Genomic DNA, 24,989 nt, shown 5'->3' with positions numbered 1-24,989 from the left:
GCTCGCCTGATCGTCGAGCAGGGCGGTCGGCAGCAGGGAGCCCGCAACAAACGAGCCACTCCCGGCTTGCCGCGCAACGCCTATCGCAGCCCACGCACCGGCACCGCGTTCGTGCGCACGGTGCTCGACGACCACTCCCGCGTCGCCTGCGCCGAATCCACGCGGACGAAACCGCCGCCACCGGTCATCCGGCTGACCAACGTCGCTGGAACCCTAGGTCAGGCGCGCCCGCCGCGTTTCCAGGAACGTCCGTTCGGCGTCGTTGGTAGCCAAGGTGATCGCCTCGGTGTAGGCGGCCTCGGCCTCCGGCGTGCGGCCGAGGCGGGCGAGCAGGTCCGCGCGGGTGGCGGGCAGCAGGTGGTAGCCCGGCAGGTCCAGGTCTTCGATCGTGGCGAGCGCGAGCGCCGGGCCGTGCACCTCGGCGACGGCGACCGCGCGGTTGAGCGCCACGATCGGGGTCGGGGTGTGCCGGAGCAGCTGGTCGTAGAGCGCCAGCACCTGCGTCCAGTCGGTCGCCGGGCCGTCGGTGTGGACGGCGTTGATCGCGGCCTGCAGCTGGTAGGGCCCGGGCTGGTTGCGGCGCAGGCACCGGCGCACCAGCTCGTGCCCTTCGGCGATCAGCTCCCGGTTCCACCGCGTCCGGTCCTGCTCGGTGAGCACCACCAGCTCGCCACCGGGCCCCACCCGCGCCGGCCGCCGGGCTTCGGTGAGCAGGAGCAGCGCCAGCAGCCCGAGCACCTCCGGCTCGTCCGGCATCAGCTCGGCGAGCGCCCGCGCCAACCGGACTGCCTCCAGGCACAGGTCCGTCCGCAGCAGCTCCCCCGACGTCGACGTGTACCCCTCGTTGAACACGAGGTAGAGCACGGTGAGCACCGAGCTCAGCCGGTCGGGCAGCTCGGCGGCGGCCGGCACACGGTACGGGATGCCGGCGTCGCGGATCTTCTTCTTCGCGCGGACGATCCGCTGCGAGATCGTCGCTTCCGGGACCAGGTAGGCGCGCGCGATCTCCGGCACCTCAAGCCCGCCGAGCAGGCGGAGGGTCAGCGCGGTCCGCGCGAGCGGCGACAGCGCCGGGTGGCAGCAGGTGAAGATCAGGCGGAGCTGGTCGTCGCGCACGGGTCCCACCTCCTGGGGTTCGTCGGGTTGCTGCAGCAGCAGCGCCTGCGCGTGCCGGGCCTCGCGGGTGGACTCCCGGCGCAGGCGGTCGATCGCCCGGTTGCGGGCGGTGGTGACGATCCACGCGCCGGGGTTGGGCGGCAGCGCGTCGTCCCACTTCGTGACGGCGACGGCGAACGCGTCCTGCACGGCCTCCTCGGCGAGCCCGATGTCCCCGAGGAGGCGCGTCAGCGTGGCCACGCACCGGCCGTACTCGGCGCGGTAGATGCGGTCCAGGTCCATCAGCGCCGGCGCGAGCCGTCGTCGAACGGGCGGACCTCGATCGGCTGCCCGCAGGCGGCCGCGCACTTCCCGGCCCAGGCCAGCGCCTGGTCGAGGTCCTCGACCCGGATCACCCAGAACCCGCCGAGCTGTTCCTTCGTCTCGGCGAAGGGTCCGTCGGTGAGCGTGGTCGAGCCGTTGTCCACCCGGACGACGGTGGACGCGTCCGAGTGCTCCAGGCCGCCGACGAACACCCACGAACCGGCGGCCTTCATCTCCTCGGTGACCCGGCCGGTCCGCGCCATCTGCGCCCGGACCTCTTCTTCCGGTTCCGGCGGGGCGCTCTCGTCGAACTGGACGGCGAGCAGGTACTGCTTCATGGCGGAGCTCCTTCGAGGCGGATCAGGCGGGCAGGCGGCGGGCGAGGGCCGGGATCACGATCGTGGCAGCGACCAGGTGCGTCAACACCAGCAGCCCCTTCGTGGTCACGGTCGCGTCGGCGAGCGCGTCCGGGACGAGGGACAGCGCGGTGAGCACGAGCGTGGTGCGGACGAACGCGGGACGCGGGTGGCGGGCCACGCGGGCCAGGACCAGGGCGAGCACCAGGCCGGCCACGGCGCAGATCGCGGTGAGCACGGCGAACCCGGACGCCGGGATCGGCGCGCCGTCGACGACGGCGCCGATCCCGGCGAAGTCACCCGCCGCGGCGATGGCCGCGGTCGCGGCGGCGGCGCCGGCCGTGGCGGCCAGACCCCGGGTGATCAGCGGTTTCGCGGGAGCGTGGGTGATGACGGACATCGGAGTCCTCCGGTGCGTGACGACCGGCCCGGTGCCGGTCTCTCACCTGGGCTACGAACGAGCCCGGCGCCGTTCGACACCCCGCGGAAAATTCAGCTCCCCCAGGTCGTCGGGGTCTCGGACAGGCGGACGTCGAGACGCCCGCCGTGCAGGAAGGAGGCGTCGAGCTTCCAGTCCCGCTGCGGGCGGCCGTCCCGCCGGACGTCCCGGACGTACGTTCCGCTGCCCGACGTCGTGATCCGGATCGGCGCGCCCGCGGCCGGGCGGATCACCGCGGCCGGGAACAGCGGGCTCGACAGCAGCAGCTCCCCCGAGCCCGGCGTGCGCGGGTAGATCCCGAGGGCGGCGAAGACGTACCAGGCGGACATCGTGCCGAGGTCGTCGTTGCCGGGCAGGCCGGCCGGGCCGGTTTTGTATACATTGGATACGAGCTGCCGGACGGTCTCCTGCGTCTTCCACGGCTGCCCGAGCTCGTTGTACAGCCAGGGTGCGTGGATGTCGGGCTCGTTCGTCGGGTCGTACTTGAGCGGGCCGCCGCCCTTGAGCTGCCAGTTGCCGCTCGCGTCGTGGAAGAACCCGTCGAGGCGCGTGACGGCGGCCGCCTTGCCGCCCATCGCGTCGGCGAGGCCGGAGACGTCCTGCGGGACCATCCAGGTGTAGGCCGCCGCGCTGCCCTGCGCGAAGCCGCGGTCGCTCGCCGGGTCGAACGGCGTCACCCAGCTGCCGTCGACGTTGCGGGCCTGCGTGTACCCGGTGGCCGGGTTGAACACGTTGCGCCAGTACGCGCCCCGGGCCCGCAGCTCCGCAGCCTCGCGAGTGCGGCCCAGCTGCTCCGCCCAATGTCCGATTGCGGAGTCCGCGACGGCGTCTTCGAGCGTCTCGGCGGCGCCGCCCCAGCAGTGGCAGACGTCGTTGGGCGCGTAGTGGGACGTCAGGTACTGCGCGAGGTTCGGCCGCTGGCCGACGCACTGGCCGGGACAGCCGCCGTCCTGCAGCCCTTCGGGACGCGGGACCGTCGCCTGCCGGTAGAGCGAGTCGAACGCGCCGCGGTAGTCGAAGTTGCGGACGCCCATGGCGTAGAAGGTCGCGAGCGTCGCGGCCGACGGGTCGCCGGTCATCACGTGCGTCGCGCCGTTGACGTGCACCCAGCGGTCCCAGACGCCGTCGTTCTGCTTCGCGTAGTTGTAGAGCGACTGCGCGAAGTTCCCGGCGACGCGGGGTTCGAGCAGCGCCAGCAGCTGCACCTGCGCGCGGTACTGGTCCCAGCCGGAGAAGTTCGAGTACTGCGCGTCCTGGCCGCGCTCGACGCGGTGCGGCTGCCGGTCCATCCCGAGGTACTGGCCGTCGACGTCGCTGACGAGGTTGGGCTGCTGCAGGCTGTGATAAAGCGCGGTGGTGAAGGTGATCCGCTGGTTGGCCGTGCCGCCGGCGACGTCGATCCGGCTCAGCTCGGTGTTCCAGGCTTTCTTCGTCCGATCGGCGACTTTGTATACATTGGATCCCACCGGCTGCTCGGCGCGCAGGTTGCGTTCCGCGCCTTCGAGCGACACGTAGGAGATCGCGAGCCGCAGCGTGACTTTGCTGCCGGGGGCGAAGGAGACGTAACCGCCGGAGCCGCGGCCGGCGCGGTCCTTGCCGGTCGCGTAGCCCTCGCCGCCGGTCTGGTCGGTGCCGCCGGGCTGCAGGGTCGCGTCCTTCCACGTCCCCGTGCCGGTGACGGGCCGGTCGAACTGCGCGGTGAAGTACAGGCGGTAGTACGACTTGCGGTTGTTGACGCCGCCGTTCGCGCGGCGGCCGCAGAACGCGCCGGTGAGGACCGACCCGGTGACCCGTCCGTGTGCGGCGTCGATGTGGGTCTCGGCGTCCTCGCTGCCGTTGAGGGAGTTGGACGTCCGGAAGAGCAGGTTCGCGGGCTTGCCTTGCGGGAAGGCCAGCGTGCCGAGGGCGGTCCGTTCGGTGGCCGCGACGTCGGTCGTGACGCCGTTGGCCAGGCCGAGGCGGTAGCGCCCCGGCGTCGCCGCCTCGTCGGCGTGGCTGAAGTCGCTCGCGTAGATCGCGTCGGTGGTGTCCGCGCTCGGTGAGGAGGTGACGTCGCCGGTGAACGGGAGAATCGGCACGTCCCCCGCCGCGCCGGGGTTGCAGCCCGCGCCGTTGACGTGGGTGAGGCCGAAGCCGCGCAGGCGGGTGGTGTCGTACTGGTAGCCGTTGGCCGCGCCGGTCGACGTCTGGTCGCCGCGGGTGCTCGTCGGGCTCCAGGAGAGCATGCCGAACGGCGCGGTGGCGCCGGGATAGGTGTTGCCGTCCCCGGCGGAGCCGATCAACGGATCGACGAAGTCGGCAGGGGTCAGATCGGCGGCGGTTGACATCGTTGTCAACGCGGAGGCGAACAGGGCGGCGGCCACTGCCACCGTGACGGGACGGCGCATGGGCGGAGATTAACCGGCTCCAGTGGCTTTCCGGCGAACTCGAGTGGACAGGCTGCCGGACACTTCGGCGCCCGGCGAACCCTCCGGCTCCTAGTTTCGCGGTCATGGAGATCAAGCCGCGCATCCTGTACATCGGCACCCCGGTGGTGCTGCTGAGCACCGAGAACGACGACGGCAGCCCGAACCTGGCGCCGATGTCGTCGGCGTGGGCGCTCGGCTGGACGGTCGTGCTCGGCCTGGGCGTCGACGGCCAGACCGCGCACAACCTCCGCGCGCGCCCGGACGTCGTGGTCAACCTGCCCGGCCCGGACCAGTGGGAGGCGGTGGAGCGCCTGGCGCCCCTGACGGGCCGCGACCCGGTCCCGGCGGCCAAGCCGGCGTTCCGCCACGAGCGCGCGAAGTTCGAGGCCGCGGGGTTGACGCCGCTGCCGTCGCGGAGCGTGCGCCCGCCGCGAGTGGCGGAGTGCCCGCTGCAGCTGGAGGCGCGGGCGTCGACCGTGCAATCGGACACCGCCGGGGAGTTCCTGATCGTCGAGGCGCGGGTGCTGGCGGTGCACGCGGACCCGGCGCTGGTCGTCCCCGGCACCGAGCACGTCGACCCCGGGGCGTGGAGTCCGCTGGTCTACAACTTCCGGCATTACTTCGGCCTCGGCGCGGAGCTCGGGCACAGCTTCCGGTCGGAAACGCCGTGAGGAGGCGCCGCACACCCGAGAGGCGGCTCGTCGTGAAATGACGAAAGCCGTCACCGGACTCCCGGTGACGGCTTTCGTCAGTCAGCCCTTATTCGTAGATCTCGCCCTTGGCGGCCTTCTCCACCAGCGACGCCGGCGGCTCGAAGTGGTCGCCGTACCGGGCGGCCAGCTCGCGCGACCGGTCCACGAAGCCCTGCAGGCCACCCTCGTACTGGTTGATGTACTGGATGACACCGCCGGTCCACGCCGGGAAGCCGATGCCGAAGATCGAGCCGATGTTGGCGTCCGCCACCGACGTCAGCACGCCTTCGTCGAAGCACTTCACCGTCTCGAGCGCCTCCGCGAAGAGCATCCGCTCCTTGAGGTCCTCGAACGGCACCTCGGTCGAGCCGGACTTGAACGCGTCGCGCAGGCCCGGCCACAAGCCGGTCCGCTTGCCGTCTTCTCCGTAGGAGTAGAAGCCCGCGCCGGTCGAGCGGCCCTTGCGGTCGTACTCGTCCAGCATCCGGTCGATCACGGCCTCGGACGCGTGCGCCTTCCACGTGCCGCCCGCGGCCTCGATCGCCTCGCGGGTCTCCTTGCGGATCTTGCGCGGCAGGGTCAGCGTCAGCTCGTCCATCAGCTGCAGCGGCGGCGCCGGGTAGCCGGCCTGCGAACCCGCCTGCTCGATCGACGCCGGCTCGACGCCCTCGCCCAGCGCGGCGACGGCCTCGTTGATGAACGTGCCGATGACGCGCGAGGTGAAGAAGCCGCGGCTGTCATTGACGACGATCGGGGTCTTCTTGATCTGCAGCGTGTAGTCGAAGACCTTCGCCAGCGTCGCCGGCGACGTCTTCTCGCCGCAGATGATCTCGACCAGCGGCATCTTGTCCACCGGCGAGAAGAAGTGGATCCCGATGAAGTCCTCGGTGCGCTGCACGCCCTCGGCGAGCGTGGTGATCGGCAGCGTCGAGGTGTTGGAGCCCAGCACCGCGTCGGCGTTGACGACGCTCTCGATCTCGCCGAACACCTTGTGCTTCAGCTCGACGCTCTCGAACACGGCCTCGATGACGAAGTCGACGCCCGCGAAGTCGGCCGGGTCACCGGTCGGCTTGATCTTCGCCAGCAGCGCGTCCGACTTCTCCTGCGTGGTCTTGCCGCGCGAGAGGGCCTTCTGCTCCAGCTTCTCCGCGTAGCCCTTGCCCTTCTCGGCCGCCTCCTGCGAGACGTCCTTGAGGACGACGTCGATGCCGGCCTTCGCCGACACGTACGCGATCGCGGCACCCATCATCCCGGCGCCGAGCACACCGACCTTCTTAGCGGTGTACTTCTCGAAGCCGTCCGGCCGCGAACCACCCGAGTTGATCGTCTGCAGGTCGAAGAAGAACGCCTTCGTCATGTTCTTCGAGACCTGGCCGGTGGCGAGGCTGATGAAGTAGCGCGTCTCGATCAGGATCGCGGTGTCGAAGTCCACCTGCGCGCCCTCGATCGCGGCGGCCAGGATCGCCCGCGGCGCCGGCATGTTCGCGCCCTTGATCTGCTTGCGCAGGTTGGCCGGGAACGCGGGCAGGTTGGCCGCGAAGCTCGGGTTGGACGGCGTGCCACCCGGGATCTTGTAGCCCTTGACGTCCCACGGCTGAACGCCGCCTTCGGGGTTCGCCTTGATCCACGCCTTCGCGGCGGGGACGAGCTCCTCGACGGTGTCGACGACCTCGTGCACCAGGCCCAGCTCCAGCGCCTTGCGCGGACGGTGGCGCTGGCCCTGCAGCAGGACGTTCAGCAGCGCGCTCTGGATGCCGAGCAATCGGACAGTGCGCACGACACCGCCGCCGCCGGGCAGCAGGCCCAGCGTCACCTCGGGCAGGCCGATCTGGCTGCCCTTGGCGTCGGCGGCGATGCGGTGGTGCGTCGCCAGCGCGATCTCGAGGCCGCCGCCGAGCGCGGCGCCGTTGATCGCCGCGACGACCGGCTTGCCGAGCTGCTCGATCCGCCGCATCTGCCCCTTCATGAGGCTGGACGACTCGGTGAACTCGACCGCGTTCTCCGGCTTGGCCTGGATGAGGTCGTTCAGGTCGCCGCCGGCGAAGAACGTCTTCTTGGCGGACGTGATGACGACGCCGGTGATGGCGTCCTTCTCGGCCTCCAGGCGGTCGACCGTGACACCGAGCGACTCGCGGAAGTCGGCGTTCATCGTGTTCGCCGACTGCTTCGGGTCGTCCAGGGTCAGGGTGACGATGCCGTCGGCGTCCTGCTCCCAGCGGATGGTCTTGCTCTCGGCCGCGTTTTCGTTAGACACAGTGGTCCTCACACCCGCTCGATGATGGTCGCGACGCCCATGCCGCCGCCGATGCACAGGGTCACCAGGGCGCGGCGCGCCTGGCGGCGTTCCAGCTCGTCGACCACGGTGCCGACCAGCATCGCGCCGGTGGCGCCGAGCGGGTGGCCCATGGCGATCGCGCCGCCGTTGACGTTGACCTTGTCCTCGTCGAGGTGCAGGTCCTTGATCCACTTGAGCACGACGGACGCGAACGCCTCGTTGAGCTCCCACAGGTCGATGTCCTCGGGCTTGAGGCCCGCGGTCTTGAGGACCTTCTCGGTGGCCGGCGTCGGGCCGGTGAGCATGATCGTCGGCTCGGAGCCGATCGACGCGGTCGCCACGATCCGGGCGCGGGGCGTCAGCCCGAAGGTCTTGCCGATCTGCTCGGAGCCGACGAGCACCAGCGCGGCGCCGTCGACGATGCCCGAGGAGTTGCCGCCGGTGTGGACGTGGTTGATGCGCTCGACCGAGTGGTACTTCTGCAGCGCGACGGCGTCGAAGCCGCCCAGCTCGCCGATGCCCGCGAAGGCCGGCTTGAGCTTGCCGAGGCCCTCGACGGTGGAGCCGGGGCGGCGGTGCTCGTCGTGGTCGAGGACCGTGACGCCGTTGATGTCCTTGACCGGGACGACGGACTTGGCGAAGTAGCCGCCGGACCAGGCCGCCTCGGCGCGCTCCTGCGAGCGGACGGCCCAGCGGTCGACGTCCTCGCGGGAGAAGCCCTCGATGGTCGCGATCAGGTCGGCGCCGGTGCCCTGCGGGACGATGTAGTTGTCGTACGCGGTGGCCGGGTCCATGAACAGCGCGCCGCCGTCGGAGCCCATCGGCACGCGCGACATCGACTCGACGCCGCCGGCGATGACCAGGTTGTCCCAGCCGGAGCGGATCTTCTGGGCGGCGGTGTTGGTGGCCTCCAGGCCGGAGGCGCAGAAGCGGTTGAGCTGCACGCCGGCGACGGTCTCGGGGAGACCGGCGTTCAGCGCGGCGGTGCGCGCGATGACCGCGCCCTGCTCGCCGACCGGGGAGACGACGCCGAGTACGACGTCGTCGATCACCGCGGGGTCGAGGTTCGGGTGGCGGACCTTGAGCTCTTCGATCAGGCCGACCACCAGGTCGACCGGCTTGGTGCCGTGCAGGGCACCGCCCTTGTTCTTGCCGCGAGGCGTGCGGATCGCCTCGTAGATGTAGGCCTCGCTACTCACAGAACAACTCCTCGCGAGCGTGTGGGACGTCTTCGTACCGTGACCGACGATACCGGCCAGTAGTGCTAATGGCCATTAACATATCGTCGGATAACCCCAAGGTGTCAATGGGTTGCGAGTGTGCCGTTAGCCGCTATCGTCGACTCACCATGACCGACTCTGTGCGAAGTGCGCGCCCTCGCGACCGCAAGGCCCAGCTGGCCGCGGTGGCGGCGGAGCTGTTCCGCGCCCGCGGCTTCCCCGGGGTCGGCATCAAGGACATCGCGGACGCGGCGGGCGTCACCGGCCCGGCGTTGTACCGGCACTTCGCGGACAAGCAAGCGATCCTGGCCTACGTCGTCCTGAGCGGCTTCGAAGACCTGGAAGCGGCGACGGCGGAAGCCCTGTCGGATGGAATTCCCCCCGCCGACCAGCTGGAATCCCTGCTGGGCCGGCTGGCGACGCAGGCCGTCGAGCGCCGGGAGATCGCGGCGCTGTGGCGCTGGGAAGGCCGTCACCTCCCGAAGGAGGACCAGCGGGAGATCGCCCGCCGCTCGACGCTGGCGCTGACCGCGTGGTCGAAGGCGCTGCTCAGCCGGCGCCCCGAGCTGGCCGCCGAGGACGCCGAACTGCTGTGCTGGGCGGCGCTGTCGGTGTTCGGCAGCGTGTCGGTCCACCACACGTCCGTGGCCCGCCGCCGGTTCGCCGCGCTGCTGGTCGAGCTGGCCCTCGATGTGCTCAACGCCACACTGCCGACACCGGCGCCGCGCACGGAACCACCTTCGCTCCGCCTCGGCACGCCGTCACGCCGCGAGCAGGTCCTGGCGGAGGCGACGGCGCTGTTCGCCCAGCGTGGCTTCCACGACGTGAGCATGGAGGACATCGGCGCGGCGGCGGGCATCGCGGGCCCGAGCGTCTACCGCCACTTCCCGAGCAAGGCGGCCCTGATGGTGGCGATCGGCCACCGGGCCGCGGACCGGCTGGCCCTGGCCGCGGAGCGAGCGCTGCAGGCCGCGGACGAGCGTTCGGCGCTGTGCCGCCTGGCGGCGTCGTACGTGCACACGATCCTGAACACCCCGGAGCTGCTGGTGTCGTTCTCGGCGGACCGGGTGACGATGCCGGACCGCGACAAGGCGGACCTGCTGCGCGTCCAGCGCGACTACGTGGCCCAGTGGGTGACGCTGCTGTCCTCGGTGCGCCCATCGCTGCCGGCGCGCGAAGCGAAGATCACGGTCCACGCGGCGCTGACCATCGCGAACGACCTGGCCCGCACGCGCCGGCTGGCGAGCAGGCCCTGCTTCGAAGCCGAGCTGACGACGTTGCTGCAGACGGTGCTGGGCGTCGGGTAGTCACAGGGGCAGTGGATCGATGTCGCAGTCGGCGCGGACCTCCCGCGCCGCCTGGGCCGTGGCCGGATGGGTGTCACCGAGCATCAGCCGATAACGCATCAGCACGTCTTCGTACAGCCGATCGGCGTCTTGGCCGAGGGCTCGCAGGTCCAGGCACCGGTTCAGCTGGACGGCCAACGTGGTCGGGTGGTCAGGACCCAGCACCCGCCGCGCCCGCTCCAGCGCCTCCTCGTCACGCGCGGCGGCCTCCTCGACCCGCCCGAGCGCGAACAGATCACTGGCGACGTCGATGGCGCACACGATGGTGTGCGGATGATCCGGGCCGAGGTGCGCGCGGAACCGTTCGAGCGACCGTTCGTCCAGCCGCAACGCGCTGGCCGGGTCACCTGACAGCCGAAGGGTGACACCGAGATCGACCGCGGCGGCCAGCGTGTGGGGGTGGGTCTCACCCAGGCTGTCGTCGTAGTGGTCGAAGACGTCCTCGCCCAGCGCACGCGCCTTGTCGAACTGCCGTGAGTGGCGCAGGTCGATCGAGTGCCCGAGCGCGCAGGCCAACGAGAGCGGGTGGCGGTCGCCGTAACGCGTCCGCAGCCGCCGCATCGCATCGACGGACAGCTCACGGGCCCTCTCGTGGTCGCCGTCCTTGCGGGTCGCGACGGCCAAGTGGTGGTAGCACAGAAGCGTGCCGGCACTGTCGCTGCCGCGGATCTGTTCGATTCGCCTCGCGATGTTCTCCTGTTCGATCCGTGCCCAGGGGTAGTCGCCGAGCTCCCGCTGAGCGACTACCAGCAGCACCTGGGTGGCGATGGTCGCGGCGTTGTCGGAGCCGAGAACCTCGCCCCGCCGGGTGTAAGTCTCGTCGGCAAGGTCCCGCGCCCGGTCGTACTCACCGGTGAGCAGCAGTGCGTTGACGCACTCGTGCGCGACCGCGAGCGTGATCGGGTCGTCCTGGCCCAGCAGTTCCTGTGCCTTGCGGTGAAGCTCCTCCGCCAGTCCGCGGGAGGCCTTGAAGTCACCTTCGGCGACCAGGATCTTCACTTTGGTCAGCCGCGCGTGCAGCGTTTCTTCGTCGTCCGGGCCCAGCACCTCCGAATACCGGGTCAACGTGCGCTCACTCGTGATGGCGGCATCGGCGTACCGGCCCACCGACCACAGGTAGCCGGCCAGCCGCTCGGACATCCGCAGTTCCGGCGGTGAGTACTCATCCCGCTCTTGCCGGTCCTGTTCCCAGCTGTGAACGGCGTGCTCGGCCAGGTCCAGCGCCCCCTGGTGATCACCCCAGTGGTGCAGGAACTCGGCCATGTTGACGACCAGGTTCCGCACCCACTGGTCGGCGCACTCGACCAGTTCCGCGGCGTAGACGTGCGGCAGCACCTCCAGGTAGCTCGGCCAATGCCGGGGAGCTGTCGGATCGTTGGGATCCCGGTACGCCAGCAGCACGTGCACGCCGTGGCGCAGCTCGCGCCGGCGCGGCTCGCTCATGCGGTTGCGCAGCATCAGCCGGACGAGCCGATGCAGAAGCAGCGTGTCGTTGCCGTGGTCGATCTTCGCGAGGCCGAAGCGGTTGATCGCCCGGATCGCCCGTCCGAGCCGAAGGGGGTCCTTCAGAGCGGCATCGAGTTCGGGAGCCACCAAGACGCCGCGGGCCCCGATCAACAGGCCACGAGCAATCGGCTTCGGCGCGAAGAACGCGCAAAGCTGCAGCAGCTGGTGGGCGGCCGGGTCGGCTGACGCGAGCGCGTCGAACGACACGTTCCACGCCGCGGCGACCGCGACTTCGTAGTCCAGCGGCGTAGCCGATTCGAGGAACTCCACGACCCGCTTGTCGAACAGCCGCAGGTACTCCGCGGCCGGCATGCCGATCTCGGCCAGCCACGCCGCGGCTTGTTCGATCGCGAGGGGGAGGTCACCGAGCTTCTCGGCGATCCGGTCGGCGTCTTCCTCGGTCAGCTTCGGACCGCGCCGGCTGAGCAGCAGCGTGCTTTCTTCCCGTGCGAAGACGCCGACTTCGAGTGGCCGGGCGACGCCGGCCCAGCCGGGGTTGCGGGACGTCACCAGGATCTCGCCGACGTTGGAGGCCGGGAAGAACGGCCGGACGAGATCCGGGTCCTCGGCCGAATCGAACACCAGAAGCCAGCGGCGGTACGGCCTGCCGACCCGCAGCGCCTCGAGCGCGGCAGGCACCGCGGTGATCGCTTCGTCGGCACCGGAGAGGCTCAGGCGCTGGGCGAGTTCCGTCAGGGACGCGCGGATCTCCGACTGGTGCACTGCCCGGATCCACCAGACGATGTCATAGTCGGCGAGGTGCCGGTAGATGTGCTCGACGGCCAGTTGTGTCTTGCCGATCCCGCCCATGCCGTGCAAGGCAGTGGCCCCCGGTGCGAGGTACTCCGACAATCGGGCGAGCACGTCGAAGCGACCGGTGAAGTTGGGGTTGCGCGGCGGAACCGCCCCCCAAACGGGCGGCGCGTCCACGTGGCGGTCCTCGGGCATGATTCGATGCTACGGAAGATCGGTGGTCCGACCATCCACCGAAATTGTGTTTTCGACGCCGGTGTCCGCTTACTCAGCGGTCAAGTTGCGAATTCACCGAATACCGGCCACTCGGCAAACCGGTAGCGCTTCGATGAAGTGCCCGCTACAGAGCGTGTCTTGCTTCTCGAATGCCGAACACCACCGATCACGGGATCGAACAGGGGTACGATGAACCTTCTGGGGCTCACCGACACCCGCAATACCCGCACCACCAGGCCAAACCGCGAATCCGAAGGTGACACGACCGGGCGAGCCGCCACCGTGATAACTTACGCCCGCCTCCAACCGGGCACTCCTATGACGAGGGGAAAAATTCGCGATGCGATCGCCGGGTGGCAGCGGACAGCCGGGGATCAAATCCGAACTCCTGGACGTGAGTGCCGTGCCGCTGTCAGAACTGCGGGTACTCGACGCCGCCACGCTGCGCTCTTCGTTGCAGTACGTCGTCGAGCGGACCGGGCACATCACCGTGACCGCAAGTGGGAGCCAGGGCGCCAAAAGGGTGGAATGACCCTGCTCCGGAAGGGTTCCCATGTCCCCATCGCGTAGCACCCCAGCCGAACTCACCGTGCACACGCTGTCCTGGCCGGACTTCGATTCACTGGCCCAGGGCGCGAGCGGTGCCGACGGTGTCCGCGCACTCCGAGCCGCTGAGCGCAGCCGTCGGCTGCTCCTGCTGCGTGGCCTGGTCGACGACAGCCTCGATCCTCGGCTCCATGCGCCACTGGCCTCACCGGATGGGGCGTGGGACCTGCTCGCGAGGGCAGAGGAAGCCGCGCCCGAAGCGGTCGAAACCGTCATCGCGCACCCGTACACCGGAAGCTGGGCGGGGTACACCACCAGGCTGATCCACCAGGGTCTCACCGGAACGTGTCCACTGTGGATGCACGTCGGGCACCTCCACGCACTGGCGGCGGCCGCCGCGGTTCGCGCCGGCCTCGAATTCCACGCCCGGGTCCCCATGTGGAAAGGGCACGTCTCGCTGCCCTCACTGGGTTCCGCCCATTTCCCCGGCGCGCCGGAATTCGATTCCGCCGAAATCCGCGGCCACTCCGGCACGGCCGAAATCCGCTGGCACGACGCGGTCGTCCGGATTCCGTTCCCGTCGCGGGAGGAAACGGCCGGGTGGTCGCCGCTCAGGACGTGGGACTTCGAAGCCGACGGCAAACGGCTGACGCTGACGATCGACGACCTCGACCCCTACCGCGGCCTCTTCACCCCGCTGACGCCCGACCGGCTCGGCGACGAGGACCTCACGATCTGGCACGGCAAGCTCACCGAAGCGTGGCGGCTGATCGCCACGCACACCCCGGAATTCGCCGACGCTCTTTCGGCCGGCCTCGACACGATCGTGCCGGAGCCCCCGTTCCCGTTCCGCCTGCCGAGCGCGTCCACGGGAGAAGCGTTCGGCAGCGCGATCATCTGCCGTCCCGAAGACGCGGTCACCCTGGCCGCTGCGCTCGTGCACGAGTTCCAGCACATCCGGCTCGGCGGGCTGCTGCAGCTCGTCCGCCTGCACGACGACGACCGCACCGAACGGCTTTACGCGCCGTGGCGCGATGATCCGCGTCCCCTCGGCGGGGTCGTGCACGGGGTTTACGCGTTCTTCGGCGTTTCGGTGTTTTATCGCGCGTACTGCGCGGCCAACCCGGACGACGAGGCGTCGGCGTTCGAGTACGCGCACTGGCGGGGCCAGGTCTGGCGCACGCTCGAAACCATCCGCGAAGACGCGGCGTTGACCGACGCGGGACGCCGGTTCCTCGACCGGATCGCCGCGGAAATGCGCGAGTGGCACGACGAACCGGTGCCGGCGGCCGCGCGCCGCCGAGCCGACACGTTGGCCGCCGACCACTACGCGGGCTGGCGGTCGCGGCACCTGCGTCCGGCCGAGGAGACGGTCACGACGCTGCTCCGGGCTTGGCGATCGGGCACACCGTGCCCACCGGTGTCCCCGACCGGACACGAAACCCTGGACACCAAACCGGACGGCGACTGGTCGGACGCCCGCTCCGACCTGATGCGCGTCCGCCTCGGCAAGGACGGCGAAGCCGCCGTGCGAAAGGCCTGGCCCCGAATCGAGGGCGGCCTCGAGCCGGACGCGGCGTTCATCAACGACGACGCCGAGAGCGCGGTGTCCGGGTACCGGGCGGAGCTGAGCCACGACCCGGACAGCCCGTCGGCGTTGGTCGGCTTGGGCCTGGCGTTGCGTGACGTCGATCCGTTGGCGGCAGAGGCGTTGGTGACGGTGCCGGAGCTGGTCCGCACGGTGCACCGCGCCGCTCGCACGTCGGCGACCGCGGTGCCTTCTGTGGAGGAACTCGCACGCTGGCTGCGAAGTGGGGTCACCACCATCCCTCCGAAGTGAGCGGTGCTACTGTCCGGGCCAGCCGAGTTCGGCCTTGTGACTGATTAGCCATTAGGAGCAAGCAATGCCGGTAATCCGCGAAGGCAAAGGCGAGAGCCGTCAAAAGGTTTGGTCCGGCACCATGGCTGACCTCAAGAGGACCGGCACCGAGGTGAATCGAGTTTGCCAAGACGTCTCGGAAATAATCCGCGTGCCGTCAGCCAGCGTGGAAAACAAGTTGGTTCCGCCATTCGAGGTGGAAATAGAGCTCGACACCGAGACTCTCCGAGGGACTCTCGACGAGGTCTTCGATGAGGCGGACCCGAAGCGGATGCAGGCGGTCCGGTTCGTCGGCAGGTCACCCGCGATCGAAGCAACGCTCGTCGAGCTTTCGATCGAGATGCGAGGCCGGCGCGAGGATGCGGTCGAACTGTCGGTCAAGCCGATGAACGCCGTCACGGCCGAACTGATCCGCACCAGGCTCGAAGGCCGGATCAAGGCCCACAAGCCGAGATGGTCGTTCATGCTGAAGCCGATCGGGTGGGTCCTGTTCGCCATCTACTGGATATTGCTCCCCGCCGGCACCGTTTCCGTGGCATTCGCGCAAAGCGCAACCCTTCTCACCACGGCGACGGCGGGTACCATCACGACTGTCTTTTTCAGCGCGACTCTGGTTCACGCCCACAATTACATTTTTCCGCAGTTCCACCTCAAGGGGAACGACGGCTTCTCGCGCGTCAACCGGATATTTCTTGAGATGTTTCCGCTCGGAATCTCCATCGTGAGTGTGCTCTTCAGCGTCCTGCACAAAGGCTGAAGCCGGTCAAAGCGGCGTCGGATCGATGTCGCAGCCGGCCCTCGTAGCCTGTTCCGCCGCCGTTGCCGCCGGGTGGCCTGCCCGCAACGCTCGTCGGTAACGCGCCACCGCGTCCTGGTGCAGTGACAACGCCTCCCTGATCCGGCCGAGCCGCTGGAGGTCCAACGCGCGGTTCAGCTGGGCCGCCAACGTGATCGGGTGGTCCTCGCCGAGGACGCGCCGGGCGCGGTCGACGCTGTCCGTGTCTCGCATCAACGCCCGCTGGACCTCGCCGAGTGCGAACCAGTCGTTCGCCAGCTCGATCCCGGCCGCCACCGTGTGCGGGTGGTCGGGGCCCAGCAGGTTGCGCAGCCGCCGGAACGCGCTTTCGCCGCACTCGTGGGCCGCGACCGAATCACCCAGCTGCCGCAGCGTGACGCCGAGGCCGACCTCGGCGACCACCGTGTGCGGGTGCCCGGGGCCCAGGCTGCCCCGGTAGAGGTCGACGGCCTGCTGGCCCAGCTGCCGGGCCGCGGCCAGGTCGCCCGCGTGGCGGAGGTCGATCGCGTGGGCCAGCGCGCACGGCAACGTGTTCGGATGGCTTTGCCCGTACCGGAACCGGAACCTGTCCAGCGCGCTGCGTGAAAGCGCGTACGCCAGCGTGTGGTAGCCGTCCTTCCGCTGGGCCACCGCGAGGTGGTACTCGCGGCGGACGACCCCGGCGTTGTCTTCGCTGAACAATCGCCGGACGCGTTCCACCGTCTTCTGCAGCTCGATCCGCGCGAAGGTGTAGTCACCGAGCTCGCGGCGGCAGATCGCCAGGATGTTCAACGTGCTGATGGTGGCGGTGTTGTCGTAGCCGAGCACTGCCGTGCACCGCTCGTACGTTTCCTCTCCGATCCGGTGCGCTTCGGCGTACTCACCCGTCAGCAGCAGGGAAACGACGAGGTCGTGCGCGGCCGTGAGCGTCTTCGGCTCGCCGGGACCCAACGCCCGCGAGGCCTCGTAGTAGGTCGCCAGGTTCAGTTCCTTCGCACCCGCGAAATCCCCGCGCGCCTTCAGCACCACGGCGACCGAAAGCTGCGCGTTGAGCGTCTGCTCCGACCGCTTGCCGCCCGCGTCCTTCTGCTGGTACAGCAGCAAAGTCCGATTGTTGATCTTCTCGGCTTCTTCGTACCGGCCGAGCACCCACAGGAAGAACCCGAGCCGTTCCGACGCCTCCAAGGTCAGCGCGTTCTCTTCGCCGAACTTGACCGACCACGCCTGGACCACCTTCTCCGCCAGCGCCGTCGCGCCGCTGTGGTCCCCCCAGTGGTAAAGGAACTTCAGGAGGTTGATGACCAGCTCGCGGACCCAGTCCTCGTCGCAGCCGATCAGCTCGGCGGCGTAGATGTGCGGCAGCACCAGCTGGTACTGCGGCCACAGCCGCGCCGACGCCGGGTCTCCGGGGTCGCGGTTGGCCAGCAGCAGGTGCGCCCGGTGCCGCATTTCCTCGCGGTGGGTTTCGCTCATCCGGTTGCGCAGCACCAGCTGCACGAGCCAGTGCAGCAACAGCGTGTCGTTGCTGTAGTCGAGCCGGGCCAGCCCGAGCCGGTTGACGTCCCGCAGCGCCTGCTCCAGCAGCGTCGGGTCGTGCATCGCGGCGTCCAGCTCCGGCGCGACCGACACCCGGTGGACACCGGTGAACAGGCTCCTCGAGATCGGCTCGGGCGCGAAGAAAGCACAGATCTGCAGCAGCTGGTGCGCGGCCGGGTTGCGCGTGCCGAGCTCGTCGAACGACACGTTCCACGCCGCCGCGATCGCGACCTCGTACTCGGTCGGCGCGGCCGTGGCGAGGATTTCCGCGACCTTCTGGTCGAACAGCTCCAGGTAGTCCTCGACCGGCATCCCGGTCTCCGCGCGCAGCACCGCGGCCTGCGCCAGCGCGAGCGGCAGGTCACCCAGCTTCTCCGCCAGCCGGTTGACTTCCTCGTCGCCGAGCCCGGGATCGCGGTTGCGCAGCAGCTCGATGCTTTCGGCGTGGTCGAACAGCCCGACCTCGACCGGCTCCTCGACGACCGCGCGCCACCCGGGATCCCGGGAGGTGACGATGATTTCGCCCGGCCCACCGGTCGGGAAGAACGGCAGGATGCTCTCCGGCCCCTCCGCGGAGTCGAAGACCACCAGCCACCGCCGGTACGGCCGGCCCTCCCGGAGCGCGTCGACCGCCGCGGGCACGGCGGTGACGGTCTCGCCCGCGCCCGGCAGCCGCAGCTGCCGCGCCAGTTCCGTGAGCGACGCGCGGATCTGCGTCTCCTGCGCGGCACTGATCCACCACACGAGGTCGTACTGACGCAGGTGCCGGTAGAGGTACTCGGTGGCGATCTGCGTCTTGCCCAGCCCGCCCATGCCGTGCAGCACCGCGATGCCGACTTCACCGAGCCCGTCTTCGAGGGCCTGCAACAGGGCCTGCCGGCCGATGAACGCCGGGTTGCGCGCCGGCACCGCACCCCAGACGGCGGGCGAGTCCGTCGTCAGCTCCCGGACCCGCCGGAGCGAGTCGGCGGCCTCCTCGCGGACGTTCGCGACCATCGACTCGCTCGCCGTGCGCGGGGCGGGCTCGGCCCCGGCTCGCGCGGTGCCGGACAACTGGCGCTCCAAGCCCTGCAACCGCTCGGCACGCGCCGCATACGGGCCGGACAGGGCCCGCATCACCACGCGCTCGAGGACGACTTCGCCGGCGAGGCCGGGGTCCGGGATCGGCGTGCGCTCGGGGTCCTCCAGCGCGTCGCTGATCCGCAGCAGCACCGGGTGCCGGTCCCCGAACTCCCGCCGGGCCGCGACGACGACCTGGGCGGTTTCCGAGCGGCGGCCGGCCGCGAGCAGGGCTTCCCGGACCGCCGCGGAGAACTCGAAGACGACGTCTTCCCCGTCCTGGTCGCCGTCGAAGGTCGACGGGGTCTGCAGCAGGCCGCTGGTGAGGACCTCGGCCAGGTCCGCGCTCCCCGCTTCCGGCACCAGCTCGGCCTGGACGAACCGGGCGATGGGCAGGCTCACGGGCACCGCGGCCAGCAGCGTCGCCAGCCGGAAGGCCGGTTGCGATGCGACCCCGTGGAAGAGCTTCACCCGTTCCTGGGCCGTCGGCTGCGTCCCCGTCTCTTCCCACCACGAAACCGCGGGCTCCGGGTGGTCCCGCGCCAGCAGGACCATGGCGGGCACCGGATCCGGCTGCGCCCGGGTGACCAGCCGGGCCCACCAGCCGAGCCAGCGCGCGTCCAGCTCCACCACCGGCACCGGCACCACGCCCGCGGGCTCGGGATCCTCACCGGTCACCCAAGCGTCCGGCAGCTCCACGCCGTAGCGACGGTTGGGCCGGAACGGCCCCGGTGTCGTCAGCCTCGCCTGGTGCAGGGGCAGACCGCCGCGGCCCCACAGCCGCCGCGGCAGCATGTGCACGACGGCGACCGGCATCACCCGGGCCCACTGCGCGAGCAGCGGCGAGACGAGGTCTTGGCGCCACGACTCGCTCGCGCCGTCGGTCAGCACGAGCAGCACCCGGTTCCCCGACCGGTCGAGCAGCTCCCCCGGACGCCGTTCCGACGCCCCTGGTGTCCCGCCGCGCAACACGGGAACGCGGATCCCGTCTTCGGCGCGGCCTTCCGTCTCCAGCAAGCGGATCTGGACGGAGCGGAACGCGCCGAGCTGCCGGAGCACGGCGAGGAACCCGCCGACCGTCGGCTGCCACAGCGCCATCGACGGGCTCGAGTCGACCACGACCGTCAGGTCGAGCCGGCGGACCAGCCCCGGTTTGGTGGCCGGCAGCCACAGCTGGTCGTGCATCGCGCGTTCGGCGGTCAGGTCTTCGTCGAGGACGACGTCGTCCTCGTGGAGCGAGCGGCGGGTGAGCTTGAGGGGCCGGAGCGCGCGCACGATGTCGGCCGCCCCGTGCAACACACCTGTCGCACCCACGCGGCTCCCGGGCCCCGATGTGTGCAAGGTCCCCGCCTCGCGGGAGAACCCGGCGACGAACCGTTCGGCCGGTTCCCCGGTGGCCGCCGGATCCGCGGCCGGGAGGTCCGGCGGGGGTTCCGGTGGTGGGCCGGCGTCCTCGTCCTCGTCGCCGGGGGCGCCGGGCGAGCCGGCATCCGGGCGGGCACCCGGCTCGGCGCCGTCGATCACCGCGGCGAGCCAGAGCGCGTCGGCCAGCTCGCTCCAGCTCAGCCCCCGCACGACCGGCACGTCCGGCGGTTCCGCCGCCATGTCAGGGGACCGTGGGGTTGATCTGCCGCCAGAGCGCGTCCAAGAGCCGGTTCCAGGACGGGCCGTTCTCCTGGTAGGCGCCGGAAGTCGCCAAGTGGACCGCCTCCATCAGCTTGTCCGAGGGGAGACCACCCGTCGCCACGCTGCGCAGCGAGAACTCCTCGATGATCCGCGAGCGCAGCTCGTCGGCGGGGTCGGGCAGGTGGGCGGCGACCATCGCGGTCAGCTGCTCGATGTCCGGCGCCTTGGTTTCGTAGTGCAGGCAGCGGCGCAGGAAGGCGGGCGGGAAGTCGCGTTCGCCGTTGCTGGTGATGACCACGATCGGGAAGGCGGAGCAACGCACGCGGCCGTTCTCGATTTCGGCCGTGCCCTCCGGATCGGCCGTGAAGACCTCGATCGTCGACGTCCGGCGGGCCAGCCGGACGAGCTCCGGGATGCTGAACTCGCCGTCCTCGAACAAGCTGAGCAGGTCGTTGGGGAGATCAGCTTCGGACTTGTCGAGCTCGTCGATCAGCAGCACCCGGGGTGCGCGCCGCGGCAGGAACGCGGTGCCCAGCTCACCGAGCCGCACGAACTCGCCGATGGCTGGCTCGGTCCCCTGTTCCCCGGCCATGGCCGCCCGCGCGCCGGCCGCCGCCTGGGCGCGGCCGATGGCGTCGTAGCCGTACAACCCGGTTTTGACGGTGGTGTGCGAGGCGATCGGCCACTGCAGCACCCGGCCGAGGCCGAGTTCCCGGGCGATCTTGAAGGCGAGCGTCGACTTCCCGCTGCCGGGCCGCCCGGTGACCAGGAGCGGGCGCCTCAGGTAGATGGCCGCGTTGACCATATTGACTTCGTCGGGATCCGGACGCGGCACGGAAAACGCGCTCCGGCCGCCGAGCCGCCGTTCCATCTCGCCGTCGTCCGGCGGCACCACGTCGGTTTCGGGGCGCCTTTCGCTGCGGAAGTTCCGCCACGGCGGCGACACCGGCACCTCCACCGTTCCCGAGGCCGGGGGAATTCCGGTGCCGTGGTAGATCCACCACTGCGGTGGGTCAAGAGGCTCGTTCATCGGGGGTCCCCGGCCGGTACGGCGCGCCGTCGAGGAAAACGAGCCGGCTCGGGTCGTCCCAAAGGATCACGAGATTCCGGGCGATGCGCAGATCGACGGGGATCGTGGTATTCCGGAATGCGGCTCGCCGCGAATCCTGGACGCGCGCCGGAAGATCGCCGAGACCACCGTTGCCGACGAGCCACGTGACCACCTCACGTAAGAGATCCAGCGAAGCCTCGGGGTGCCATAGTAGTGCGGGCAGACCCGAGCGCAATCCCGCGGCGAGCTCGTCTTCCCCGGGCCGGGGCCGTGATGGCGGCGCCGCGGCGAGCACCATCATCACCCATTGGACATCACTGAGGATGGCGTCGAGCCGATGCCGTTCACCGGTGTCTTCGGTCCGGCAGAAATACACCCGATCAGCCGAGGGATCGGTCATCAGCGCTTCCCAGCGTATTCGCCAAGCCCGGTGCCATTGCCGCGAACGCATCCGTTCCAGCGAACGGACGACGATCGGGTAATCGAGGAAAAGCGGCCGCGGATCACCGGTTTCGTGTTCCTTGCACCAAAGGTGCACGGGCAGGTTCAGCAGCGGACGCGGGAGCACGAACTCGAGCGCGACCTCGCCGGGGAATTCCGACCACGCGCGCTCGGCGTCGACGATCAGCGCGTCGACGTGGTGCTCGAGCTGGTCCCCCTGGACCGTGACGGTGCCGCCGCGGGCCGGCGGCCATTCGGCCGGGTCCTCTTGGCGCCAATGCGAAACGACGTGCAGGTCCGCGTCGATCGCGTCCTGCTGCACGACGATCATCAGGTGCAGCCGCGAAACCGCGGCCCGGTCCGGCTCCCGGTCCGCGCGCAGCTCGGCGAGCCCGGCCTCGGCCTGCAGCCGGCGCGCCTGCGCGGTGTTCCAGTCCCGCAGCTCGTCACCGATGGTGCCACCGCAGTCGGCGGCGACGAATTCGACGAACGCCAACGCCGGCGGCAGGCCGTTCGCCGGGGTGTTGAAATCGAGGAAAGCGCAGAACGCGCCCCACGCGTCCCGGACTTCCCGTGGCGGGACCGCGGTTCCCGCAGCGCGGCGGGTGAGCACGGCCAGCCGCGCGGGCACCAGCCCGGACAGGATCGAGCGGAGCCGCATGAGCTCCGTTTCCGGGAGCAGGTCGTGGGTGCGCGGTTGGTGGACCAGCCGCCGCACCCAGTCCGATTCCGGGGACTCGGGCCGCATCAGGCGCACCGCGTCGGCGAGCGCGTTCAGCCCGCCGTCGGTTTTCGCGCAGGCGTTGATCACCTCGATGAGCTGGTCACGCCCGGTCGCCTGTTCCGGAATCGTCAACGGGAAACCGAGGTTGTCGTGGATCAGGTCGAGCAACAGCGCCCGGCTGGCCGGTTCGATCCCCAGTCCAGCGGCGGCCAGGACGTTCACGAGCGCTTCGCGGACCGCGAGCCGGGTCCCCGGCCAAGCCCGGAATTCCCGCCCGTGCGGATTCTCGCCCGACAACACGACGAACCACCTCCCCCGCCGCGGTGTGCCCGGGAGTCGTGAGTTTACCTATCCGCGGTCGCCACCGAGGGGCCAAAAACTGGACACCGCGGATTTCAGGACCAGCTCCCCGTGCCCGGCGGCCAGTTTTCGACGATCTCGGCCAGGTGGGCGACTTCAGGGGATTCCGGATCGATGGTCCGGACCACATCGAGCAGGCAGTCCAGCCCGCCGTCGAACCGGAGGCACGTCCTGGCCAGCGCGATCACGTGCAGCCGGTCCTGGGCCTGGTGGGGCACCTGGTCGGCGATCTCCCGGCGCGGGAACATCTCCAACAGCAGCCGGCGGCTTTCCGCGTCACGCAGGCAGGGCACGGCCATCATGGCGTTGACCAGCGCGAGGAAATCCGCCGCGGGGCGGCGGACGTGCGGGAGCTCCGGCGGCGCCGCGCCCAGCAGCGCGGCGCCCAGCAGCCGCAGCCAGGCGACCGTGGTGGTCTCCTTGACCGCGACCTCGATCCGCCGGTAGTCACCGGGGGCCGCCGCCGGGTCCTGGAGCACGACGTCCTGGAAGAACGTGTCGGACGCGATCAGCGCGAGGTTCGCGCCGGTGGCTTTCTGCGCGGCCTTGGCCGCCGGCGCGTCGAGGACGCGGAAGGTGAAGCTCACCGCCTTGCTGACCGAGCCGTGGCTTGCCTGCTGCACTTCGCCGGCGTTCAGGGCCAGGCGCAGCTGGATCCGCGCGGGCCGGGAGTGGACGGCGTTGTAGCGGCGCAGTTCGGCGTGCATCCGCTCGGGCAGCTGCGCGACGAGGTCCGCCTTCGCGATCTCGGGCGGCAGGAGGATCATCGCGCCGTCGCCGGTGTTCTCCACGAAGCACACGTCCCACGGGATGCCGGTCTCGGCGAACGTGCCTTTGAGGACCGACCACAGACCCTCGTGCATCTCGTGCAGGTGAGCCATCGTGCGGCCCGGGTCGTTGTAGCCGGCGATGTCGACGGCCATGATCGTCCGGTGCTGCGCAGAGGAATGCACGAACCACCTCCCCACGTCCCGGCTCCATTGTCCCAGACACATGCACGCTCGGCCATGTTCGCGCAGGGCGTTACGGCGAACCGGGAACTCTCTGACCTGCTTTCGTCCATAATTCGGCGTGCCCACGAGACGCCTGCACCTGGTGAGCGCGGATGAGGACCACCGCGTTTCGACCATCGAACTGTTCTTCGACCTCGTCTTCGTCTACGCCATCACCCAGACCACCCAGCTGATGGCCGACCACCTGAGCCCCGCGGGGGTGGGGCAGGGGCTGGCCATGCTCGCCGTCCTGTGGTGGTGCTGGTGCAGCTACGCCTGGCTCGGGAACACCATCCACGTCGACCACGGGGTCGCGCGGCTGGCGATGTTCGGGGCGATGGGCGTGATGTTCCTGGTCTCGCTGACCATCCCCGAGGCTTTCACCGACTTCCCTGGAGGGCTGTTCGCGCCGGTCTTCTTCGTCGTCTGCTACGCGCTCGTGCGGCTGCTGCACCTGGTCGCCTACCTCGGCGCCGCGCGGCACGACGCCGGGTTGCGGCGGGTGCTGCTCAAGATGTTCGCCGGCCTGCTGCCGAGCGTCGCGCTGCTCGGGCTGGCCGCGTTCCTCAGCGGGCCGTGGCAGCTCGGGCTGTGGGTCGTCGCGCTGCTCGCCGACTACCTCAACGTCTACTTCACCGGGCCCGAGGGCTGGCGGCTGAACTCGCCCGCGCACTTCGCCGAACGGTTCGGGCTGATCGTGATCATCGCGCTCGGCGAGTCGATCGTCGCCATCGGGATCGGGATCGGCGCGCTGCCGATGTCGTGGCTCGTCGCCGGGGCCGCCGTGTGCGGGCTGGCGCTCGCCGCCGGGATGTGGTGGACCTACTTCGACGTCGTCGCGCGCGTGTCCGAGCACCGGCTCACCCAGGCCACCGGCATCGAGCGCGCGAAGCTCGCCACCGACTCCTACACCTTCCTGCACCTGTCGCTGATCGCCGGGATCGTGCTCGTCGCCCTCGGCCTGAAGAAGTCGTTTGTATACATTGCCGACACTGCACACCATTCGCCGGGCGAAGCACTGCACGGCGTGCCGATCTGGACGTTGACCGGCGGGCTCGCGGTGTACCTGATCGGGCTGAGCGCGCTGCGCAAGCGCAACCTCGGCAGCTGGAACCACCAACGGCTGGTCGTCGCGGTGCTGCTGGTCGCCGCGACACCGCTGCTCGAGCACGTGCCCGCCGCCGCGCTGCTGCTCATCGTCGCCGGGCTCGTGCTCGGGCTCATCACTTTCGAGCGGCTTCGGTTCGCCGAATGGCGCAGAAAAGTGCACACCGCGCACTCGTAAGAGACCCCACACTGGCGCGTTGCCGTCTCCCGGGTTAACCTACTGACGAGTAGGTAACGGGATGGAGGGCCACATGGCTGCGCCA

At 70.1% G+C, this 24,989-nt stretch carries 16 protein-coding genes and 1 pseudogene; 6 read left to right on the top strand and 11 right to left on the bottom strand.

The window, feature by feature from the left end:
• Nucleotides 1–24 precede the first annotated feature (24 nt).
• Nucleotides 25–156, top strand: a pseudogene (locus M8542_RS02565) (IS481 family transposase); the annotation flags it as partial.
• 57 nt (nt 157–213) lie between these two features.
• Here M8542_RS02565 and M8542_RS02560 read toward each other — a convergent pair.
• The 4 genes from M8542_RS02560 to M8542_RS02545 all read right to left on the bottom strand — a co-directional run bounded on the left by M8542_RS02560 (nt 214) and on the right by M8542_RS02545 (nt 4,601).
• Nucleotides 214–1,398, bottom strand: a complete 1,185-nt coding sequence (locus M8542_RS02560; RefSeq protein ID WP_257918317.1) for an RNA polymerase sigma factor — start codon at nt 1,396–1,398, stop codon at nt 214–216.
• The gene (locus M8542_RS02555; RefSeq protein WP_257918316.1) at nt 1,398–1,757 is read right to left on the bottom strand and encodes a YciI family protein; all 360 of its coding nucleotides are present in this window, start codon (nt 1,755–1,757) and stop codon (nt 1,398–1,400) included. Before M8542_RS02555 ends, M8542_RS02560 begins: the two co-directional genes overlap by 1 nt.
• A gap of 22 nt (nt 1,758–1,779) precedes the next feature.
• Nucleotides 1,780–2,175, bottom strand: coding sequence for a DUF6069 family protein (locus M8542_RS02550; RefSeq protein WP_257918315.1), 396 nt, complete (start codon nt 2,173–2,175; stop codon nt 1,780–1,782).
• Between the two features lie 92 nt (nt 2,176–2,267).
• Nucleotides 2,268–4,601 carry a GH92 family glycosyl hydrolase gene (locus M8542_RS02545; RefSeq protein WP_257918314.1) on the bottom strand — a complete coding sequence of 778 codons (2,334 nt, stop codon included), beginning with the start codon at nt 4,599–4,601 and terminating at the stop codon, nt 2,268–2,270.
• A 104-nt stretch (nt 4,602–4,705) separates the two neighbouring features.
• On the opposite strand from M8542_RS02545, the gene M8542_RS02540 reads away from it, so the two are divergent.
• Nucleotides 4,706–5,293 (top strand): flavin reductase family protein, encoded by a 588-nt coding sequence (locus M8542_RS02540; protein WP_257918313.1) that lies wholly within the window; start codon nt 4,706–4,708, stop codon nt 5,291–5,293.
• An 88-nt stretch (nt 5,294–5,381) separates the two neighbouring features.
• Here M8542_RS02540 and M8542_RS02535 read toward each other — a convergent pair whose 3' ends face one another.
• Both M8542_RS02535 and M8542_RS02530 read right to left on the bottom strand, forming a co-directional pair.
• The gene (locus M8542_RS02535) at nt 5,382–7,568 is read right to left on the bottom strand and encodes a 3-hydroxyacyl-CoA dehydrogenase NAD-binding domain-containing protein (protein WP_257918312.1); all 2,187 of its coding nucleotides are present in this window, start codon (nt 7,566–7,568) and stop codon (nt 5,382–5,384) included.
• Between the two features lie 8 nt (nt 7,569–7,576).
• Nucleotides 7,577–8,788, bottom strand: a complete 1,212-nt coding sequence (locus M8542_RS02530; RefSeq protein ID WP_257918311.1) for an acetyl-CoA C-acetyltransferase — start codon at nt 8,786–8,788, stop codon at nt 7,577–7,579.
• A 149-nt stretch (nt 8,789–8,937) separates the two neighbouring features.
• On the opposite strand from M8542_RS02530, the gene M8542_RS02525 reads away from it, so the two are divergent.
• On the top strand, nt 8,938–10,116 hold the full coding sequence (locus tag M8542_RS02525) for a TetR/AcrR family transcriptional regulator (RefSeq protein WP_257918310.1): 1,179 nt from the start codon (nt 8,938–8,940) through the stop codon (nt 10,114–10,116).
• On the opposite strand, the gene fxsT (M8542_RS02520) is transcribed toward M8542_RS02525, so the two are convergent.
• Complete coding sequence (gene fxsT, locus M8542_RS02520; RefSeq protein ID WP_257918309.1) at nt 10,117–12,609, bottom strand: FxSxx-COOH system tetratricopeptide repeat protein; 2,493 nt, start codon at nt 12,607–12,609, stop codon at nt 10,117–10,119.
• Nucleotides 12,610–13,183: 574 nt separating this feature from the next.
• On the opposite strand from fxsT (M8542_RS02520), the gene M8542_RS02515 reads away from it, so the two are divergent.
• Both M8542_RS02515 and M8542_RS02510 read left to right on the top strand, forming a co-directional pair.
• On the top strand, nt 13,184–15,016 hold the full coding sequence (locus M8542_RS02515; RefSeq protein WP_257918308.1) for an HEXXH motif domain-containing protein: 1,833 nt from the start codon (nt 13,184–13,186) through the stop codon (nt 15,014–15,016).
• A 64-nt stretch (nt 15,017–15,080) separates the two neighbouring features.
• Nucleotides 15,081–15,812: a hypothetical protein gene (locus M8542_RS02510; RefSeq protein WP_257918307.1), complete on the top strand. Its 732-nt coding sequence runs from the start codon at nt 15,081–15,083 to the stop codon at nt 15,810–15,812.
• Nucleotides 15,813–15,818: 6 nt separating this feature from the next.
• Here M8542_RS02510 and fxsT (M8542_RS02505) read toward each other — a convergent pair whose 3' ends face one another.
• The 4 genes from fxsT (M8542_RS02505) to M8542_RS02490 all read right to left on the bottom strand — a co-directional run bounded on the left by fxsT (M8542_RS02505) (nt 15,819) and on the right by M8542_RS02490 (nt 23,580).
• Nucleotides 15,819–20,030, bottom strand: a complete 4,212-nt coding sequence (fxsT, locus tag M8542_RS02505) for an FxSxx-COOH system tetratricopeptide repeat protein (protein WP_257918306.1) — start codon at nt 20,028–20,030, stop codon at nt 15,819–15,821.
• Nucleotide 20,031: 1 nt separating this feature from the next.
• Nucleotides 20,032–21,081 carry an AAA family ATPase gene (locus tag M8542_RS02500; RefSeq protein ID WP_257918305.1) on the bottom strand — a complete coding sequence of 350 codons (1,050 nt, stop codon included), beginning with the start codon at nt 21,079–21,081 and terminating at the stop codon, nt 20,032–20,034.
• Complete coding sequence (locus M8542_RS02495; RefSeq protein WP_257918304.1) at nt 21,065–22,567, bottom strand: VMAP-C domain-containing protein; 1,503 nt, start codon at nt 22,565–22,567, stop codon at nt 21,065–21,067. Before M8542_RS02495 ends, M8542_RS02500 begins: the two co-directional genes overlap by 17 nt.
• A 95-nt stretch (nt 22,568–22,662) precedes the next feature.
• Nucleotides 22,663–23,580 (bottom strand): effector-associated domain 2-containing protein, encoded by a 918-nt coding sequence (locus tag M8542_RS02490; RefSeq protein WP_257918303.1) that lies wholly within the window; start codon nt 23,578–23,580, stop codon nt 22,663–22,665.
• Nucleotides 23,581–23,698: 118 nt separating this feature from the next.
• Here M8542_RS02490 and M8542_RS02485 point away from each other — a divergent pair, with 118 nt between their 5' ends.
• Nucleotides 23,699–24,904 (top strand): low temperature requirement protein A, encoded by a 1,206-nt coding sequence (locus M8542_RS02485; protein ID WP_257918302.1) that lies wholly within the window; start codon nt 23,699–23,701, stop codon nt 24,902–24,904.
• The last annotated feature ends 85 nt before the right edge of the window (nt 24,905–24,989 follow it).

The organism is Amycolatopsis iheyensis (genome assembly GCF_024703995.1).
Lineage (GTDB): Bacteria > Actinomycetota > Actinomycetes > Mycobacteriales > Pseudonocardiaceae > Amycolatopsis > Amycolatopsis iheyensis.
The sequence above is the reverse complement of the archived record's forward strand: the minus strand, read 5'-3'. Positions and strand labels throughout refer to the sequence as shown.